A 20,132-nucleotide genomic window follows, 5' to 3' on the forward strand; every position below is an offset into this window, starting at 1 on the left:
TGAGGCTATTCGCCGTTGTTGATGCGGACCTGCGCCTCCTGCGCGCGCTCGAGCGCCTCGGTCATCCGCGCATCCGCCTCGGCCGCCGCCACGAGGTCGTTGTCGGCGTACGCGTCCGTGCGATCCTGAAGGGCCGCAGAGGCGTCCGCCAAGGCCTGGTCGAGGTCTTCCTGCGCGCTACCGCTCGAGCCGCCCGTGCCGCCGTCCTGCGTCGCGTCGGGCGTCGACGTGGGTTCGGGCGTCACCGTCGGTTCGGTCGTCGAGTCCGTTCCGCTGGTGTCATCGGGAACTTCCTGCGAGTTGTCACCGCCAGTGTCGGGCACGATGACATTCGGGTCCTCGGGCACCTCGTCGGCGTTCTGGTCACCCGCATCCGCGCCAGCATCACCGGCGAAGAGTTCGTCGAGCGCGGCATCCAGGGTGTCCTCGAACGCGATCTCGTCGCCGAAGGCAACGAGTACGCGCCGCATGAGCGGGTAGCTTGTCTCACCGGTCGACTGCACGTAGACCGGCTGCACGTACAGGAAGCCCTCGCCGACGGGTAGCGTCAGCAGGTTGCCTCGCAGCACCTGGGTCTGGCCACCTCGCTCAAGCAGGTTCAGCTGGTTCGCGACCGTCTCGTTCGAGTTGAAGATGTTCTGCACCTGACCCGGGCCATTCACCGAGTCATTCTGAATCTTCAACAGTGTGAGCGTGCCGTAATCGTCGGAAACCTCGCCGTCGCTCGACCCCGCATTCGCATTGGCCGAGAGATAGCCCGTCAAGACGTTTCGAGAAGTTGAACCGCTCGACACCATCGGGATGTACGTCGAGTAAATCGAGAACGCCGGCTCCTGGCCCGGCATCTGCATGGTCAAGTAGTAGGGCGGCTGACGCAGTTGCGCATCCGCCGACGACGTCGGGTCAACCGGCACCTGCCAGGCGTTCGTCTGGTTGTAGTACTCACCCGCGTTCGTCACGTGGTAGGTCGAAAGCATCGCTCGCTGCACCTTGAAGAGGTCCTGCGGGTAGCGCACGTGGCTCAGCAGGTCACCCGACATCTCGCTCACAGAGTGGAGGGTGTTCGGGAAGATCTTCTGCCAGGTCTGGAGGATCGGGTCCTCGGTGTCCCAAGCGTAGAGCGTGACCGACCCGTCGTACGCGTTCACGGTTGCCTTCACCGAGTTGCGGATGTAGTTCACTGCCTCATTCGGGCCGGCCGTGGCGGGCGTGTTCGAGTCGGTCGCGGCCGCCTCGATCGAGGTCTGCGTCGAGTACGGGTACGCATCGCTCGTCGTGTACCCGTCGACGATCCACACGAGCTCGCCGTCGACCACTGAGGCGTACGGGTCGCCGTCGATCGTCAGGTACGGCGCCGCGGCCTGGACGCGCTGCGTGGGGTCACGGTCGTAGAGGATCTGCGAGTTCTCGTTGATCGCGTCTGAGAGCAGGATCTGCTCGGACTGGAACTTGATGGCGTACACGAGGCGGTTGAAGATGTTGCCAAGCGACGGGCCGCCCTCACCGGTGAAGGTGTAGTAGCTCTGCGAGGCACCATCGGCACCCGACACATGGTCGAACTCGACCGGGTCGGAACCCTCCGGCGCGCCAACAATCGAGTACTCGGGCGAGTTCTCACCGAAGTACACGCGGGGCTCAAACTCGTCGAGCGCGCCCTCCTGCGGCATGCCCGCCTCGAAGAACAGGGGCTGACCGTCGGGGCCGCGCTGCGAACCGTAGGCGGCCACGAGACCGTAACCATGGGTGTAGACGATGGCCTGGTTCACCCATGACTGGGCGTCGGCACCGAGACCGTCGACGTTGATCTCGCGCAGCGCCATGACGGCGTCCTGCGTCTGGTCCTCAATGTCGTAGCGGTCGACGTCGAGCGTGCTCGGGAACTGGTAGTACGCGCGTTCCTGTTCGAACTGCGCGAAGGTTTGGCTGATCAAGGCGGGGTCCATGATGCGGATGTTCGCCGTGGTCTCGGCGTCCTCACGCAACTGGCCGGGCTCGGCCGTCGTGACGCCGGCGTAGTCGACCTCCTGCACGTCCGCCACGTCGTAGGCGTCGCGCGTGGCCGTGATGTTGCGGTCGATGTACTCGGACTCGAGTGACTGCTCGTTCGGGCCGACCTGCAGGTTCTGCACGAACCACGGGTAGACCATGCCGACGACGAGGCCGACAATAACGAGGCCCGCGACACCCATTGCCGGGAGCGTCCAGCGGCCGGCAATGGCGGCAAAGATGAACAGCAGCGCGACGATGACCGCGACGCCCGCGAGGATGGCGAGACCGGGCACGCGCGCGTGCACATCGGTGTAGAGCGCACCCGTCCACCGACCGTTCGACTCGGTGAGCGAGTTGTAGCGGTCGAACCAGAACGACACGCCCTGCGTCGCGACGAAGAGCGCCGCAACGATGGCGATCTGGATGCGCGAGGCCTTCGAGATGACAACCTCGCGGCCGGAGATATGGATGCCGCCGTAGAGGTAGCTCACCGCCACGGTCAGGACGAGGCAGACGAGCAGTGTCGAACTGATGAACGTGACGACGCCGCGCCAGAACGGCAGCTGGAAGACGTAGAAGCTGACGTCGTGACCGAACTGCGGGTCAGCAACGCCGAACGGCGTCGAGTTGAAGAACGCCAGCACGCTCTGCCAGCTGCCCGCGACAGAGAGACCGCCGAGCACGCCAAGGAAGATCGGAATCACGATAAAGACGATGCGACGCACGGGCTCGAGTGCGCGCTGGTACTCCCCCAGCTGTTGCGAGAGCTTCGCGTAGGTCGGCCGCGTGCGGTACGCGAGCTGCAGCATCGCATAGCTCGGCACCGCCAGACCGATGAGGCCGATCAAGAACATCGCGCCGGTAGCGAGCCACTGCGTGAAGAGCACCTGCTCGAACCCGAGCTGCTGGTACCAGAGGACGTCGGCGTAGATGCCCGAGAACCAGAAGAACACGATGATAAGCGCGACGACGATGGCAATCGTCGTGATGAGCGGTCCGAAGCGACGCGCCCCGGGGCCGCGCTGACCACCGTCCCCTGAACTACTTGCGGATGGACGTGGTGCTGCCGTTGCGCTCACTGAGGTCCCGTCGTTGTCGCTGTCGACACCGCTGGCACGAGCAAATCGTCGCGAGCCCGCGGCGTTATCTCGCCTATCCTAGCGGCTCGCTACGACTGCGGGACGCCCGCATCCACCGCATCCTGGCACGAGCGCAGGCCGTCGGTCGACTCGTCGGCGGCGTTCGCTTCGATGATGTCGAGCGCCTCGTCAAGGTTTCCAACGGCATAGACGGTCATGTCACCGGGAATGCCGCCGTCGAGCACCTCAGCACAGTTCGCCTCGGGCGCAATAAAGTAGTCCGCTCCAAGCGACACCGCCTCATACATCTTCTGCCGGATGCCGCCGATCGCGCCCACGGTGCCGTCGTCCGACATCGTGCCGGTGCCGGTCACCTGGTCGCCGCCGGTGAGGTCACCCTCGGTCAGCTTGTCGTAGGTGGCAAGCGCAAACATCATGCCCGCGCTCGGTCCACCGACGTCGCCAAGGTCGATCGAGACGTCGATCGGGAATTCGTACTCGTACTGCAACTGAACACCGAGCAACGGCACCTCTCCGTTGTCGGTCTCGGTGAGCTTCGGCGTGATCTCGACGCGGTGTTCCTTGCCGTCTCGCGTGAACACGACCTCGGTGGGTTCCTCGGTGAGCGTCAGCGCGCTGAGTTCTTCGGTATTCGTGATCGGCTTGCCGTCGATGGTGACGATGACGTCGCCCACCTCGAGCTCGCCGGCGGCGGCCGCATCCTCACCGACCGACGCCACGCTCATCTGTTCGGTGACGTCGTAGCCGAGCTCCGTGAGGGCCGCCGCGATGGCGGTGTCCTGAGCCTGCGTCATCATCAGCGCCGATTCTTCGTTGCGCTGGTCGACGGTCGTGCCCTCGGGGTAATAGGCCTCGACGGGCAGGACATCCTTCCCCGGCGTCATCCAGGCCCCGAGCACCTGCAGCCAGTTCGGCTGCGACTGCGGGTTGCCGACGATGTTCACCGTCATGACGTAGAGCGAGCCGTCGCCGGTGTCGTGCGTCTCGGCGCCGGAGATCTGAATGACGTCCTGCTGCGTGCCATCGTCGTTCTCTTCCTGCCCGAGCGCGTTGAACGCGGGGCCGGGCTGGCGAATGACATAGGGCGCGGGTGAAACCGCCAGGATCACCAACGCCACGACCCCAAGAATGAGGCACCAACGACCGAACCGCTCCCGACTCCAGCGCCGACGCGCCGGTTTCTCGTCACCGATCCCGTCGGGCAAAGCGGCTTCGGGATGCTGGTGGCTTGCGGTCATGAATGAGCTTTCCCGTGATGGCTGATCGCCCTCGGTGAACGGAGCCGGTTTCCCCGGCTCCACCAGGGGCACCCTGGCTACTCTAGAGCGAACCCCTGAGAGGAACGAAGCCGATGCCGAATAGCAATGGCCCCCAGAACAACGAGGACGACAACCGCTCGCCCGAAGAGGAAATGCGACGGATGCTCGAGCAGATGCTCGGCGGCGGCGGGATCGACTCCGACAAGCTCGCCGGCGCTGCGGGCTTGCCCGCCGACCCCCAGGCACTCGCGCACATGCTGATGCAGTTGCAGCAGGCGATGCAGAACCCGACCGACGGCGTCGACTGGGATCTTGTCCGCGACGCCGCCCGCCGTACCGCGACGCCGAACGAAGAGGTCGACGACGAGGATGCGCGCGCGTACGACCGCGCCTTCCAGGTCGCTGGCCTGTGGCTCGGCGACGCGATGGGCGACTCCTTCGGCGCGTTCTCGGGCATCCCGCAGACCATCACGCGGTACGAGTGGCTCGAACTCACCCTCGACGGCTGGGCCGAATTGACGAACCCGGTCGCGACGAGCATCTCGAACGCGCTCGTCGAGGTGCTTGCCGAGCAGGCGCCGGAAGAGATGAAGGACATGGTCGCACGCTCGGGCCCGATCGTTCGTTCGCTCGGGCAGTCGATGTTCGCGATGCAGCTCGGCCAGGTGCTCGGCCAGCTCGCGAAGGAGGTGCTGTCGGGCGGCGACATCGGCATGCCGGTGTTGCCCGACCACAAGGCCGCCCTCGTGCCGCAGAACCTGCAGGAGTGGTCGACCGATCTCGAGCTCGACCGCGACGAGGTGCTCATCTACTTTGCGCTGCGCGAGCTCGCGCACGCCCAGCTCTTCGCGCACGCCCGCTGGCTCCGGCTGCACCTCGTGTCGTCAATCACGGAGTTCGCCCGCGGCATCCGCATCGACACCGATCGCATCGAGGAGACCATCCGCGAGCTCGACGTGTCGAACCCCGAGGAGATCCAGCTCGTGCTCAAGTCGGGCCAGCTGATTCCGCCCCGCACCCCCGAACAAGACCAGGCGCTCGAGCGACTCGAGACGGTCCTCGCCCTCATCGAGGGTTGGGTCGACGTGGTGACCGAGGACGCGACGAGTCGCCTGCCGAACGCCGGCGCGCTCAGCGAGATGGTGCGGCGGCGCCGCGCCACCGGCTCGCCGGCCGAGCACGCGTTCGGCTCGCTCGTCGGCCTCGAGCTGCGCCCGCGCCGCTTGCGTGAGGCGATGAGCATGTGGCGACTCGTTACGGAGAAACTCGGCGCGGCCGAGCGCGACGCGCTCTGGGACCACCGCGACGCGCTGCCCGGCGCGGAGGACATCGACGACCCGTTCGCCCTCGTCGAGCGGCTGCAGGGTGGCGACGCCGAGCCGGATGAGCTCGACAATGACCTCGCGCGCCTGCTCGGCGACCCGGGTTCGTTTGGCGACGCGCCCGCCGGTGGCGATCTGAGCGACGACGACGCCAAGTAGGGCACCGACCCGCGCCGGCGCCTGTGGATAACTCCACGGGCGCCGGCGCTTTTTCGCAATGATGCGAGAGTGCAATATCGACTCGCCGCAGACACCCCCGTGACCTGGGTCGGCAACGACCGGGTGCGCGTGGGCGGGGTGGTGCGCGCGGTCACGGTGGCCGACACGCAGCTCACCCACGACCTCATCTCTGAGCTCCGCAACGGCGCGGAGCGGGAGTACCTCGAGCGCATCGCCGCAACGCACCCCGACCGCAAGCGCGCCGACGAGCTCCTGGTTGATGCGCTGTTGTCGGTGTGCTCCCCCGTCGCAGAGCAGAGTGCGCGGCGCGCCCGCGTGCTGGTGCGCACCCCGTCCTCGTCAGTGTCGTTCGCCCGAAGCGTCGCGGCCGAGTTCGCGCGGCGCGGGCACCACGTGGTGTTTGCGGCGGCCGAAGCCCGCCCGGCAGCCGACACCGACCTCGTGGTCGAGGTGACCGAGCGAGTACTCTCGCCCCGACGCTACTTGCCGCTCATGGCCGACGATCTCGCGCACCTCGTCATCGCGCGAGACGACGAAGGCATCCTGCTCGGCCCCTTCGTGTTGCCGGGCCGAACCCCGTGCCTGCGGTGTGACGACCTCCGCAACGCCGCCGAAGACGACATGTGGATCGCGACGGCGACGCAGCTGCATGACTTGCCGCCCGCGCATCCGCCGCTCGAACTCGAGTGGCTCGCAGCGGTAGTCGGGGCGCAAAGCGTTGAGCCGTTCCTCGCCGGCGTGCAGCCGGCCCCCGGCGAGGGCCTCACGTTTCGCCGCGAACGCCTTACCGGTCTGCGTCGGGATGGTGCAGACGTGGAGTTCCAGCCCGGATGCGGTTGCCAAGCTCCGGGAGAAACCGTGTTGGCGACTGTACCAGCGCGTGCGAAAGGTGCAGTTGATCTCGGGCTCGCGTGAGGGCAACGTAGAAGAGGCGACGCTCCTCGTTGACCAGCTCGGGCTCGTTCGCGGCGGCCGAGGTCGGGAGGAGGCCCTCGCGCAGGCCGACGACATAGACGTGATCCCACTCAAGGCCCTTGGCCGCGTGCATCGTCGAGATCGTCACGGCGTCGATCGGGAGCTCGAACTGGTGCGCGGCGCGGTTCTCGAGCTCGGCGCTAAATTCCGCGAGCGTCGTGCCAGCCTCCGCGCGGTCAGCAAACTGCATGATCGCATCCATCGCACCCCAGGCCTCGCGGAGTGGACCTGGTTCGGCCGGTCGCTGTTGCTGCCAGCCGCGCGAGCGAAGCACGTTGCTCACGGTCTGAAAGAGCGGCCCACCGTCTTGATCGGCAACGACCGCCGCGTGCAGCCCCGCAAGCACGGCCCGAACCTCCGGCCTGCGGAAGAATGGCATGCCGCCCGCGAGCCGGAACGGCACACCGGCCACCTCGAGCGCCCGCTCGAGCACGCCGACCTGAGCGTTCGTCCGCACCAGAATCGCGACGTCGCCGGGCGCACGCCCCGCTTCGAGATCTTGGCGGATGCTCCGGGCCACACCGGCCGCCTCGGCCTCATCACTGTCGTACGACCGAACATCGGGCTGCGGAAACTTGCCGGTGTGTGCCCGCAGCGGGTCGAGCTGAATCGCGTGCGAGATGTGCTTCGCGAGTTCATTTGCGGCGGCGACGATCGGCGGCGTCGAACGGTACGAACCGTCGACCCGAATCACCCGCGCGTCGGCAAACTCGCTCGCGAACCCGGTGAGGTAATTGGCGTTCGCGCCCGCGAACGAGTAGATCGTCTGGGCGGGGTCGCCCACGACGCAGAGTTCGCGGCGATTACCGAGCCAAAGTCGCAGCAGCTTGTGCTGCAGCGGCGAGATGTCCTGGTACTCGTCGACGACGAAGAAGCGGTACTGCGACCGCACCTGCGACGTGATCCACGGCTCGCTCTCGAGCATGCCCGCGGTGGCGAGCAGCACATCCTCGAAGTCAAGCTGGTGCCGCGACTCCTTCGCGCGCTCGTACTGCACGGCGAGGTCGTGGAGTTGTTCGGCCGGCAGACCGGTCTCGTTGGCGCGCCGGCCAGTCGCGAGGTCTTCGCCGAATTGGTCGAGCGTGCGCTCCGACACCTTGCGCCATTCGAGCTGTTCGGCGACCTTGCGCAGCAGCTGCGGGCTGAGCCGCACGCCGGCGCGGTCGGCCGCCTCCGAAATGATGGGCGATTTGCTCGAGACGATGCCTGGGAAGCTGCCGCCCACGGCCTGCGGCCAGAAGAAACTGAGTTGGCGCAGCGCGGCCGAGTGGAAGGTGCGCGCCTGCACGGCCGAGGCGCCAAGCGTGCCGAGTCGGCCGCGAAGCTGCCCCGCAGCGCGGTTCGTGAATGTGAGCGCGAGCACGCGATCTGGCGCGTAGACGCCGGTGCGCACGCCGTACGCGATTCGCCGAGTGATGGTGTGGGTCTTGCCGGTGCCCGGCCCGGCGAGAATGCAGACCGGGCCGACGACCGCGAGGGCGGCTTCGCGCTGGGCGGGGTTGAGATCGGCGAGCAGGCTGGCGCCGGCTGAATCAGCCGATCGGTCCGCCATACCACTCCTCGATGATCGCGCGGGCGATAGAGATTCGGCCGGGCAGTTGGTCGACGTGCTCGACGATTTCCTCGCGCGTGAACCAGCGAACCTCGGCGATTTCGACGCCGTCGCCGACGACCTCGGCAGGGTCCTGGCTCGGGTCGAGCTCGGCGAGGAAGCCGAGCATGAGGCTCGCAGGGAACGGCCAGGGCTGCGAGCCGAGATAGCGCGGGTTGCGGACGCGCGCACCGGATTCCTCGGCCGCCTCGCGAATCACGGCGTGCTCAAGCGATTCGCCCGGTTCGACGAATCCCGCGAGCACCGAGTACCGTTTCGGGGTCCAGTTCACGTTTGCGCCGAGCAGGATGCGGTCGTTCTGGTCGATGACGCCGACGATGATGGCCGCGTCAGTGCGCGGAAAGGTCGGGTCGCCGCCCTCCTCGCCGCGCAGCACCCAACCGTTGTGTTCGGAAACGGCGCGCGCACCGGTCGACGGCGAGAACGCGTGGGCGGAGTGGAAGTTGCGCATGGCGAGCGCCTGCGCCGCGAGGCCCGTGTCGAGGTCGTCGAACCCGGCGCCGCGCTCACGGAGGTCCGCCCACCGCTCGCTGTCGGGCTCAAGCTCGCCCGCCTCGAAGTCGGAGATGGCCGCAGCAAAGATCGGGGTGCCGACTTCGTCGACGCGCCCACCCGGGTTCTCGCGCGGCTGCGTGAGCTTGCCGAGATAGATCATCGCGGGTCCCTCACGCAGTTGCTCGACGCCGCCGAGCTGGTCGACGGGGCGAAGATCGAGTCGCAGCGCGCGACCTTGTTCGGTTTCACCGACGAGGGTCGCGTCCCGGCGCTGAACGAGGATGCGTACATCCGGGTGCTCGAGCAGAGTCGCGTCGCTGCGATGGGCGTCGTCACGATCGTGGGCTGCGCGGGACAGGGCAAGGCGATCGACAAACTCGTTCATGATGCAGCCCATCCTAGGTCGGTGTGGCAACGCGGCTCCTGGATCCCCTCCCCCTAGGCTTTCGGCTATGAGTGGTCAGTTCCTCCAGCTTGCCGGCCTCGCGACTGCGGCCATCGAGAATCTCTGCGTCACCGAAGCAGCAGACTGGGGCTACGACGACACCCACGACTACGACTCCGCGCTGCTGCGCACCCGCGACCACGGCAATCTGCTCGTCCGTCGCGCGGCCTCGCCGTCGGCGGCCCAGGAATTGCGCAGCCGCAGCGCGGCACTGGTCGCACTGACGCCTGGCGTGCGAGCCCGGCTGCCCTTTGACGTGCCTCGCCAGCTCGGTGGCGGGCTTCGCAGCGAGCCGCCGTTCGCGGTGTACTCGTTCGTGAAGGGCTCGCCGGCCGACCGCACCCCGCTGGACTTTGACTCAGAGCTCGTGCCCGAGATCGGGCGCGCCATCGCGGCGATCCACGGGCTACCGAAGCAGACGCTCGTCGACGCCGGCCTGCAGCAGTGGTCGGCCGCCGATGTGCGCGAGTCGACCGAGACGCTCATCCGCCGGTCGGATGCGACGGGTCGCCTTCCTGGAGCCCTCGCCGACCGCTGGGGCAGCGCCGTCGACGATCCCCAGCTGTGGGAGTTTTCGCCGAGCGTGATCCACGGTTCACTCGAGCGCTCGTCGTTCTTGGTCACCGGTGCAACGGTCTCGGGCGTGCTCGGCTGGAGCGACCTTCGCATCGGCGACCCGGCTGCGGACATCCGCTGGGTGCAGACGCTCGACGGTGCGGTGATGCGAGCCCTGCTCGACGAATACACGGATGCGCGTGGCGCCTCGGTCGACCGACAGCTCCGCCAGCGGGCTCTGCTTTACGCCGAGCTTGAGCTCGCGCGCTGGCTGCTCTTCGGCGTCGAACACCGCAACCCCGAGGTGGTCGCCGACGCCGAGCAGCTGCTCGACGGCCTCGTCACGCGCGTGCGCAGCCTCGACGAATCGGAGCTGCGGCACGCCACGCTGCCGGTGCTCGACCTCGAAGAGGTGCAGCGGTTACTCGCGGATGCGGGCGACCGCTCTCGGGCCCAGCAGTTCCAACGGCGTCGTGCTGAGACCGAGAGCGCGCCCGAGGATCTCGGCGACGAGTTCGACGACGACCTCCCGGCCGGGGAAGCGCCGTCGACCTCGTCGGAGCGCGACGAGCTCTAGCTCTTCTGGGCAACCCTCCCCTGCGCTTCGCGGAGGAGCGCGACGAGCTCGTCGACGCTGAGGAGTTCGGTCACGCTGATCTCGAGATCGTCGGTCACGTAATAGAGCGTCGCCCGGATGCGCTCGATCGGCTCGTCGAAGCTTGCCGCGTAGGCGTGGGCGTAGCTCATGAGCTGGTACTCGCGCCCACGGCGTTCCTCCGCGGTACGCGGGGCGCGTCCTGTCTTCCAGTCGACGATTTCGATCGTGCCGTCGGCATCGCGGTAGACCGCATCGATCTTGTTGACGACCGTGAACTCGCCGAGCGGCGCGTCGACCGGGAGCTCAACCGCGCTCGGGCGGCGGCCGCCGGCCGTGAACCGGCTCGCGAGGAACGTCGACTGCAACTGTTCAAGCCGCTGCCGATCGTCGTCGTCGAGCTGCGTCAGACTTGCGGAGGTGAAGTCGGCATCGTGGAGATCGGCGCCCTCGAGTGCGGCTCCCCCGCCAGCGACGTCCTCATAGAGGCTTTCAACCCAGCTGTGGAAGAGGTTGCCGACGAGCGTGGCCCGATACGGACGGCTCGGCATTGGCCGCGCCGCGTTGCGGGCGATCGTCGACGGGTCATCGAACAGGTCGTGCAGGAGGGACGCGCCAAACCGCGCCGGAAGGCGCAGCTCGGGTGGCGTGTTCGCCTGTTCACGTTCGGCGACGAGGAGCTGAATGAGCTCATCGTACGGCGACTCGACCGTGGCGGACTCGGCCGCAGCACCGACTTGGTTCGCGATTTCGGCGGTGGTTGCAAGGTCGTCGCGTGCCATCGGGGCGGGCGGCCACGCCTGCGGCAGGGCGTCGCCCTCGAGGGGGTTCGTCGACAGCGCGTCTTTGATGGCTTTGAGATCGTCATCCTTTTCTGCGTCGAGTTGCGCAAGGGTGAAGACCACGGGCTGGTCGTCGACGCGGGCCCAGGGCGCATCGAACTGCGTGTGTTCGAGCGGCAGCGGGTCTCGTAGCTCGAGTTGGAACATCGACGGGGTCGACGAGTTCTTCAGTCCCGGCTTCCAGCGCGCACTCGTCAGCAGCAAGCCGTGCTTCGCCCGCGTCATGGCAACGTAGGCGAGCCGGCGGTCCTCGCGAATCAGCTGGAGGAACTTCTGTGTGACGAACGACCGCTCGCGTTCGTTGCCCGCCCCGTCGCGATCGTGCATGAGCACGGCCTTGAACTGCTCTTTCAGGTCTTCGCCCGTTTCGATCTTGCTCAGTGGCAGGTAGGGCAGGTCTGCTCGGTCTTCGCGGAGCGCGTTCGGCAGTTGTCCGCTGCCGACGAGCTGATTTGCTCCCTGCGGCCCCGGCAACTTGCCCTTCGCAAGGTTGCCGAGTGCGACGTAGTCCCACTCGAGGCCCTTCGCCGAGTGAATCGTCGTGAGCTGCACGATTCCCTCCTTCGGTGGGGCGGGCGCGTACTCGGCGAGCTGGTCGTCGCGGAACGTGAGTTCGAGCCAGTCGAGGAACTCGTGCACGTCGGCCTCGGGCACCGCCGAGGCGTATCGCACGACGGCGTCGACAAAGGCGTCAAGGTTCGCTACGGCAACCGCGTTGCGGGGATTCGCCGCGGTTTCGACGCGAAGCCGTGACAACGAGATCGTCGTAGTCACCCAGTCGACGAGCGGGAGGTCCATGGCACCACGCACCCGGCTGATGAGCGTGCCGGCGTCGCGGAGTCGACGCTCGCCCTCCTCGGTCAGCTCGGGAACAAATCGGCGTACGGTTTCGGAGGTCGCGGTGCGAACGAACTCGAGTGCCTCGGCGAGTGAGGTGCCCGACTCGGTGTCACGGATGTCGTCGCGCACGGCGCGACTGCGCTTCTCGTCCAGCTTGCGGCCGTCGGCGCCGAGGCGCGTGAGTGCCCCGGCGAGCTCGCTGAGCTGGTGTACGTCGGCGAGGCCGAGCTCGAAGCGGGCGCCGAGAAGCAGGCGCAGTAGTTCTGAGCCCGCGTACTCGTCGGCGGCGGCACGCAGCAGCGAAGTGAGGTCGACCACCTCGGGGGTGCGCACGAGGCCGCCGAGGCCAATCACCTGGTGTGGCACGCCCGCGTCGTGGAGTGCCTGCGCGTAGGCGGCCATGCTGCTGCGGGCGCGCACCAGCACCGCGCCGGTCGCGTCCGGGACCTGTTCGAGTTTGCTCGCGAACCATTGGGCGACGTGCTTGGCCTCGTCGGGTTCAGTGAGGAAGTGCCGAACGTGCACCTCGCCTTCGCCCGCCGACGCCGCAGCCTTGAGTTCTTCGCCCCGTTCGGTTGCCGGCAGCGGCGCAGCGATCGTGTTCGCCACCCGCAGGATCTCGCGGTCGTTACGCCACGAGGTCGTCAGCGTGAACTGGTGGTATTCGCTGCCGTTCGCAAAGTCGGCCGCGAAGCGCTTCATGTTTGCCGCACTTGCGCCCCGCCAGGCGTAGATCGACTGCTTGGGGTCGCCGACCGCCATGACCGCCTGCCGACCGAACAACTCGGCGAAGAGCCGTGTCTGGCCGACCGAGGTGTCTTGGTATTCGTCGAGGATCACCTGGCGTGTTGCGCCCCGCACTTCTTCGGCGATCGCCGGATCGAGGGCAATGATCTGCGCGGCGTAGGCCACCTGGTCGGTGAACTCGATCGCGCCGAGTTCGACCTTGCGGGCCTCGTACACCTCTGCGAGACGGGCATAGATGGCGAGCTGGTCGAGACGCTCAAGCTGGAGGTTCGTGGTGCGCAACGCTTGGGTGAAGGGTTTCGCGGAGCGCCCTTCGATCTCGTCGGCGCGCGTCGCGACCTCGGCCGCATAGTCCGCCACCTCTGCCGCGGTGCGACCGTTCTCGCGCATTGCGCGTGCGATCTTCAGCGCGCTGGCTGCGACCGAGCCGACCGAAGTCGTGCCGAGGCCTTCGAGCCCGGCATCTTCGGAGGCGAGCACCACCGAGCGCATCAGCGAAAACGCGCTCGGCTCGTCAAGCAGCAGGGCATCGGGCTCACGGCCCACGAGCAGGGCGTACTGCTTGTAGATGTCGCTCGCGTACGAGTTATAGGTCGACACCTGCGGCAGGTTGAACTCGTCGACGTCGATGTGCCCGGCGAGCCGCAGCCGTTCGAGCCCCGCCTCGACGCGCTCGCGAAGCTCGCCGGCGGCCTTGCGGGTGAAGGTGAGCCCGAGCACCTCGGACGGTGCGACGCCGCGGTTCGCGACAAGCCAGAGGATGCGCAGCATCATCGTGTGGGTCTTGCCGCTGCCCGCCCCTGCCGTGACGATCGTCGGCGCGAGCGGCGAATCGACGATCTGCCGCTGCTCTTCGGTGATCGGGTAGACGGTGGCGCCGGGCTTGGTGGTGAGCTCGGCGAGCTGTTCGAACGTGATCGGACTCATTCGGTGACCTCTCCGATGGCGTGAATTAGGCAGGAGCGCGAGCCACTCAGGCAGTGCCCCTCGGGTTCATAGAGATATTGCGCGGGAGCAGCCACATCGGGCTCGTCGCCGTCGAGCTGGTACGCGGCCTGCTGAATGGCAACGGTCACGAACTCGTCGATCGCCGCGTCGACGTCCGTCTCGCTCGGTCGCTCCTGCAGCACGACCTTCCACGGCACCTTCGCCGCCCCCCGGCCGCTGGGAACCCTGGGATACACGAGTGCCGCGCCCTCAAGTGCAATACCTCCGAGCTCAAACTCACTAATGCCGCCCCGCAGCGCAGCGACCTGGTAGGCGCGTAGCTGGTCGTTCTCGTCGGCCTTCGTCTGCGCGCTCGTGCCGGTCTTGAAATCGACGATGCGGATGCCGCTGTCGCGATGCTCTTCGATGCGGTCGATTCGTCCCCGCACCTGCACGTCGACATCGACGCCGTGGTCGTCGCGGGCAGCCTGATCGAGTTCGAGTAGCATCGCGCGCTCACCCGCAAGCGGTGTGACACCCTCACGCTTGAGGTAGTCCCACAGCGAGATGGTCGCGTCGCGGACGATCTGCCGGTTGGAGGTGCGCAGCCAAGGTGCATCGAACTCGAGCTGATCGAGTTGCTGCAGCGCGAACTCGACCATGGACTCGATGGTCGCGAAGTCGGCCTCGTGCTCGGCGGCGCTGTGGAGGATCGTGCCGAGCGACATGGCGAGATTCGAGGCGCCGCCCGCGTGTTGGTCGACGAACCAGTTCACGGAACACTCCTTGAACGACTGAATGCCCGACGGGTACAGGGTTAACTGCAGCGTGTGATCGTCGGGCGTGACGAGTGGCGCGGTCGAGGAGCGACCATGGATGCCGAACCAGTTCGCCGGATCGGCCGCCTCGACGCCGTGCCGGGCCAGTTGGGCGAGCGCCGCGACGCGCTCGGCGCGCGCCACCGGTGCGCAGCGGGCTGCCTCGCGACGGAGGCGGGCCGCGAGCTGGTCAAGGCTGAGGTGCGCGTACTCGAGCCCCTCGATGCCGGTGAAGGCGAAGTCGGGCGCGAGTTCAGGCAGGTCGAGGCGATACACAAATTGCGAGGGTGCGTTCTCGTCGTCGCGCACCGCGGTGAGCAGGAGCCGCTCGGTTGTCCTCGAAACTGCCGCGGCAAGCAGCCGCTGTTCGTCCGCGAGCACGACGGCGCGTCGGTCGAGGTGGGTCGGTGTTTCGGCCGGGGTTTGTGCCTCGGTGAGCCGACCCGCACCGAGAAGGGAGTCGCGCACTCGCAGATTCGGCCAGGCCCCCTCGTTGACGCTCGCCACTACGACAACGCGCCAGGTGCGCCCTATGGCGCCGGCCGGCGTCGTCAGCGTGACGGCATCGACCGCGCCGCGACGCGCGAGTGAGTCGTCGACGACCGAGTCGCGTTGCCAGTCGGCGAGAAACCCGTCGAGCGAGACCGTGGGTTCGCGCTCGACCACGCGCTTGGCGCGGTCGAACAGCGCCACCACGGCGTCGAGCCGCCGATTCATCGCGACCGCGTCCTCACCCACACCGAGCGCGGTGTCGCGCCAGCGCTGCTCTCGACGCGCATCCGTCCAGGCTTCGAAGAGCACGGCGTCGATCGTCGCACCCGCGGCGTGGGCCGTGTGCATGCGCCCGAACGACTCGAGTAGGTTCGTGACCGACCGGGCAGCGTGAGCCGCCGCCGAAGCGGCGAGCGAGTCGATCGCGGCCTGCGCCGACGCATCCGCCCCGCCCCGAAGCACAGCGTTGACGTGGCTGGCCAGCACCTCGCCGCCGCCTCGCCCCGACCCGGCCGACTCGCCGATACCTAGGTCGGCAAGGTAACAGGCTCGGCGCAGGCGACGAATCAGGAGGGAGTCGACGCGATACAGCGGCGACGCGAGGATCGAGAACAGCTCCGCCTCGGTAAATTCACCGCGCACGATGCCCGCGGCCATCGTGAGAATCGCCCGGACGGTCGCGTCGTTCGCGGCCGGAATTGGCGCGGAGTCCTGTGCCGCGACGCCGGCCCGATCGAGCCCGCGGCTCAGGGCCTCGAGTCGCGTCGAGTTGCGCGCGATCACCGCCATGTCGCTCCATGGCACGCCGTCAATGAGGTGGGCGTGCCGCAGGTAGCCCGCAATGAGGTCGGTCTCGTGGTTCGCCGACTCAAGCACCGCGTGTTCCGCGCGGCCGTCTTCGCCCCCATCGACCTTGGGGCCCGATCGTCGTCGCTCGCTCGGCCCGAGCGGGGGCAGGCCATTCACGGCGCGCGATACAACTCCGCGGAGCACCTCGTCGTGTCGATACTGCTGCTGCAGTGTGACGGTGGCCGGCGCCGAGTCGCCCTCGTCGCGCCAGTTGACCGCGAATGCTGCGTGACCGGCGTGAAAGCTGCCGGTCGCGATATCGGGGTCGCCGAAGGAGATGACACGGGCGCCCTGACGCTCGAACTGCGCGACGAGCGCGCGGGCCGATTCGGTGAGTTCCTGCGCGTCGTCAACACACACAAGCCGCACCCCGTCGAACACGTCGATGCCGCTTCGGCCGAGCGCGCGCCGAGACAACAACTGTGTGGCGAGCATGAGCGCGCTCGCCGTGTCGAACGCCTCGCGCTCGTCGGCCCCCGAGATCGAGCGGTCAAAGCGCGAGTTCTCATAGTCGCGAATGAGCCCGGCCGCCCCGGCCCAGAGCACACGGTGACGCTGCCCACTGGGCACAGCGGTTCCCGGTTCGAGCGCGAGCGCGGCGAGGTCGTCGGAGCTCATGCCCCGCTCGGTGAGCGCGGTGATCAGGTCGCGCAGTTCGCCCCGGAATCCCGCCAGCGCCATGGTGTCGGCGGTGAACCATTCGGGCCACGGAAGCCGCTTGCCGAGCCGTTCCATCGTGCCGTCGAGGTAGCCCTCGATGAGTTCCGAGAGGATGTCGTCCTGTGCCGAGCCGGTGAGCAGCACCGGCCGCGGCCCGCCCGAGCGCACCCGAGCGTCGGCGATGATCTCCATCGCGATCGAGGCCGGGGTACGACCGAGCGTCGCCCCGCGGGTTGCTCGAGCGAGGCGGCGCTGTAGGCGCTCGCGCAACAGCTCGGCGCTGCGGCGGTTCGCCGCGAGCACGAGCACCTCGTCGGGGCGAAGACCGGCCTCGACTCGCTGTGCTACGAGTTCGACCAACGTGGCGGTGCGACCAGAGCCCGGCGCACCAAGCACGCTGAGCGATTGATTCTCTGCCGCCGAGAGTACCCCGAGCTGGCTCTCATCGAGCGCCGTTGCCAGCCCCTGCGCTTCGCGTGCATTTTGCTGCATCTCTGCCCCTTCCGACTGTTCGCTCCACGCTATCCGCATCCACCGACATGACTCGCCAAGTACCGATTGCACGCCACCGGCGAACGCCGAGCGGATGTGGTGAGAGCGGCAAGTAGGCTAGGCCCACACGCCGTATCGATCAGGCGACGAGGCATAACGAAAGGCATAGACGTGGAACTGCGCATTGGCATTCTGCACTCCCCCCGCGAACTCGCGTTCGAGACCAACCAGACCGCGGCCGAAGTTGAGCAGGCGCTCACCGACGCAGTGGCGAGTGACAACGGCATCGCGCGCTTCACCGACGACCGCGACCGCGTGTTCCTCGTGAACGCTGAGAAGATCGCCTTCGTCGAGATCGGTGAAGAGGCACAGCGCCGCGTCGGATTCGTCGCATAGCGATGGAGGTCTTCTTCGCCGGCATCTTCGGCATCGTTATCGGGCTCATCAGCTACTCCTTCGCGAAGCCGAAGGATGCGGTTGGCAGCGCCCTCCTGCCCGCGCTCGGCGGCATCACCGCCCTGCTCTGGTGGGTCGTCGCGACCTGGGGTGCTCGCCTACTTGGCCTCACCTGGCTCTTCTACGACGCGTTCTGGATCTGGGCGCTGCTCGTCATCGTGACCGCCGCGGTCACCGTTCCCGTCGCCCTGTCGCTGCCACGTCGGCGCGCCGCGGCCGACGCCGACCTGCTTGACCGTCTCAGCCACCGGAGCCGCGTGCGTGCGTAGTCTGTCCGCATGTCGAATGACTCCGTTGATCCCGTAGCAGCTGCCCGCGAGGCCGTCGAAAAGGCCCAGGCCGAACTTGCCGCCGCCGAGGCGGCCGCCAAGCAGGCCGCCGAGTCCGCTGCCATCGACGCGGCGGCGCCCGCACCAGAAGAGTCGTCCGAGGCCGCAACCGCTGAGCCGTCCGCGGGCGAGACGGCTGATGCCGCATCCGACGAGCCGGCCACAACCCCAGCGCCGGACGCAGCGGCCGAGTCGCCCGAACCTGAGGCACAAAAGGAGCCCGCCGCCGCCAAGCCTGGCGCGGCCGGCGGGCCACTCGCCGAGGGCGACGTCGAGGCGATTCGCTCGGGCTACTCGTTCGACGCGCCCGCCCTTGAGCTTGGCGCGCTCGTCAACGGCGAGGTTGATGCGGCCGTGCCCGTGCGCATCCCGCTCGCCATGACCAACCGCCACGGTCTCGTGGCGGGCGCCACTGGCACCGGCAAGACCAAGACGCTGCAGGTCATGCTTGAGCAGCTCTCGGCGGCAGGTGTGCCGGTGTTCGCGGCGGACATCAAGGGTGATCTCTCTGGTGTCGCAACCGAGGGTACGGCCAGCGACGGCCTGCTCGCCCGCACGAAGTCGATCGGGCAGGATTGGCAGCCCACCGCGTTCCCGAGCGAGTTCTACAGCCTCGGCGGTCGCGGCACCGGTGTGCCGATCCGCGCCACGGTCTCGAGCTTCGGCCCGCTCATGCTCGCGAAGGTGCTTGGCCTCAACGAAACGCAGGAGTCGAGCCTCGGGCTCGTCTTCCACTTCGCCGACCAGCAGGGCCTGCCCCTCGTCAACCTCGACGACGTGCGCTCGCTACTGCAGTACCTCACCTCCGACCTCGGCAAGAGCGAGCTCGAGGGCATTGGCGGCGTCTCGAAGCAGACCGCGGGCGTGATTCTGCGCGAGCTCACGAACTTTGCGGCAAACGGCGCCGATGTGTTCTTCGGCGAACCCGAGATCGACACAGCCGAGTTCCTCCGCACCGCCGCGGATGGTCGCGGCATCGTCTCGCTGCTCGAGCTGCCCGGCGTCGCGCAGCAGCCGCAACTCTTCTCGACGTTCCTCATGTGGCTGCTTGCCGACCTGTTCTCGGCGCTGCCAGAGGTCGGCGACCTCGACAAACCGAAGCTCGTGTTCTTCTTCGACGAGGCGCACCTGCTCTTCGCGGATGCGTCGAAGGAGTTCGTCTCGCAGATCGTGCAGACGGTGCGGCTCATCCGTTCGAAGGGGGTCGGCATCTTCTTCGTCACGCAGACGCCGAAGGATGTGCCCGACGACGTGCTCGCGCAGCTCGGCTCACGCGTGCAACACCAGTTGCGCGCGCACACGCCGAACGATGCGAAGTCGCTGCGGGCGACGGTGCGCACCTACCCGAACTCGGGATACGACCTGGAGCAGGTGCTCACACAGCTCGCGACCGGAGAGGCGATCGTCACCGTCATGAACGAAAAGGGCGCGCCCTCCCCCGTCGCCTGGACCCGGATGCGCGCACCGCAGGGCTCGATGGACCCGACCCCTGCCGCGCAGATCGAGTCGACGGTCAACGCCTCGCCGTTGCTCGCGAAGTATGGCACGGCGGTCGACCCGGAGTCGGCGCACGAGATCCTGACCGCGAAGATGAACGCCGCGGCCGAGGCCGAGCGCGCCGAGGAGGAGCGTGAGGCGGCCGAGAAGGAGCGCGCCAGGGAGGAGAAGGAACGGGCGCGCGAGGAAAAGGAACGGGCGCGCGAGGAGAAGGAGCGCGCCGCGGCCGAGAAGGCCCGGAACCGCCAGTCCACGACCACTCGCACGTCGTCGCGCCGCGAGAAGTCGGTCGTCGAGGAGGTCCTCGGCTCCCGCGCGGCTCAGAGCGCCGTGAAGGAAGTCGTGCGCAGCGTCTTCGGCACGCTCATGAAGAAGCGCTAGGCGCTGCGGAGCCCAGCCAACAATGTGGCTGGGCTCCGAACCTCACGCGACCCAGTTCATACACCAAACGATCCAGGGAAGCGCCACGAGGTCAATCAGCACCGCCCCGGCAAGTGGCACAATGATGAAAGCTCTTTCGGATTTAACGGGCTCATCGCAATCGAGGGTGTAGGAGTGGTCTGAAGCCGCCGGCTTCGAGCAGTGACCGTGTGATGTAGTGAGTCAGGTTGCGGAAGCCCAGGGCCGAGCCGCGGAGGTGTTCGAGGCGCCCGTTG

At 67.6% G+C, this 20,132-nt stretch carries 11 protein-coding genes; 5 read left to right on the plus strand and 6 right to left on the minus strand.

The window, feature by feature from the left end; all coding sequences use genetic code 11:
* Positions 1-5 precede the first annotated feature (5 nt).
* Both QM019_RS08210 and QM019_RS08215 read right to left on the minus strand, forming a co-directional pair.
* On the minus strand, positions 6-3,068 hold the full coding sequence (locus QM019_RS08210) for a UPF0182 family membrane protein (protein WP_282826699.1): 3,063 nt from the start codon (positions 3,066-3,068) through the stop codon (positions 6-8).
* Positions 3,069-3,157: 89 nt separating this feature from the next.
* Positions 3,158-4,327 carry a YlbL family protein gene (locus QM019_RS08215; RefSeq protein ID WP_282852581.1) on the minus strand — a complete coding sequence of 390 codons (1,170 nt, stop codon included), beginning with the start codon at positions 4,325-4,327 and terminating at the stop codon, positions 3,158-3,160.
* Between the two features lie 113 nt (positions 4,328-4,440).
* Between QM019_RS08215 and QM019_RS08220 the strand changes: the two genes are divergently transcribed.
* Positions 4,441-5,829: a zinc-dependent metalloprotease gene (locus QM019_RS08220; RefSeq protein WP_282826695.1), complete on the plus strand. Its 1,389-nt coding sequence runs from the start codon at positions 4,441-4,443 to the stop codon at positions 5,827-5,829.
* An 805-nt stretch (positions 5,830-6,634) separates the two neighbouring features.
* On the opposite strand, the gene QM019_RS08225 is transcribed toward QM019_RS08220, so the two are convergent.
* Both QM019_RS08225 and nudC read right to left on the minus strand, forming a co-directional pair.
* Positions 6,635-8,377, minus strand: coding sequence for an ATP-dependent helicase (locus QM019_RS08225; protein WP_282826692.1), 1,743 nt, complete (start codon positions 8,375-8,377; stop codon positions 6,635-6,637).
* Positions 8,358-9,317, minus strand: coding sequence for an NAD(+) diphosphatase (gene nudC / locus QM019_RS08230; RefSeq protein WP_235988577.1), 960 nt, complete (start codon positions 9,315-9,317; stop codon positions 8,358-8,360). The genes QM019_RS08225 and nudC overlap by 20 nt, the downstream gene beginning before the upstream one ends.
* A gap of 67 nt (positions 9,318-9,384) precedes the next feature.
* On the opposite strand from nudC, the gene QM019_RS08235 reads away from it, so the two are divergent.
* Positions 9,385-10,509, plus strand: coding sequence for a phosphotransferase (locus QM019_RS08235; protein ID WP_282826689.1), 1,125 nt, complete (start codon positions 9,385-9,387; stop codon positions 10,507-10,509).
* Here QM019_RS08235 and QM019_RS08240 read toward each other — a convergent pair.
* Positions 10,506-13,883, minus strand: coding sequence for an ATP-dependent helicase (locus tag QM019_RS08240; RefSeq protein WP_282852582.1), 3,378 nt, complete (start codon positions 13,881-13,883; stop codon positions 10,506-10,508). The genes QM019_RS08235 and QM019_RS08240 overlap by 4 nt on opposite strands.
* Positions 13,880-17,194 carry a PD-(D/E)XK nuclease family protein gene (locus tag QM019_RS08245; RefSeq protein WP_282826684.1) on the minus strand — a complete coding sequence of 1,105 codons (3,315 nt, stop codon included), beginning with the start codon at positions 17,192-17,194 and terminating at the stop codon, positions 13,880-13,882. The genes QM019_RS08240 and QM019_RS08245 overlap by 4 nt, the downstream gene beginning before the upstream one ends.
* Positions 17,195-17,365: 171 nt before the next feature.
* Here QM019_RS08245 and QM019_RS08250 point away from each other — a divergent pair, with 171 nt between their 5' ends.
* The 3 genes from QM019_RS08250 to QM019_RS08260 are packed head-to-tail and all read left to right on the plus strand — an operon-like array spanning position 17,366 to position 19,857.
* The gene (locus QM019_RS08250) at positions 17,366-17,590 is read left to right on the plus strand and encodes a DUF3107 domain-containing protein (protein ID WP_125106156.1); all 225 of its coding nucleotides are present in this window, start codon (positions 17,366-17,368) and stop codon (positions 17,588-17,590) included.
* A 2-nt stretch (positions 17,591-17,592) separates the two neighbouring features.
* Positions 17,593-17,919, plus strand: coding sequence for a hypothetical protein (locus QM019_RS08255; RefSeq protein ID WP_282826681.1), 327 nt, complete (start codon positions 17,593-17,595; stop codon positions 17,917-17,919).
* A 9-nt stretch (positions 17,920-17,928) separates the two neighbouring features.
* Entirely contained in the window at positions 17,929-19,857 is a 1,929-nt protein-coding gene (locus QM019_RS08260; RefSeq protein WP_282826678.1) for a helicase HerA-like domain-containing protein, read from the plus strand.
* The last annotated feature ends 275 nt before the right edge of the window (positions 19,858-20,132 follow it).

Origin of the sequence: Gulosibacter sediminis, from assembly GCF_030011715.1 — a bacterium.
Classification (GTDB): Bacteria; Actinomycetota; Actinomycetes; order Actinomycetales; family Microbacteriaceae; genus Gulosibacter; species Gulosibacter sediminis.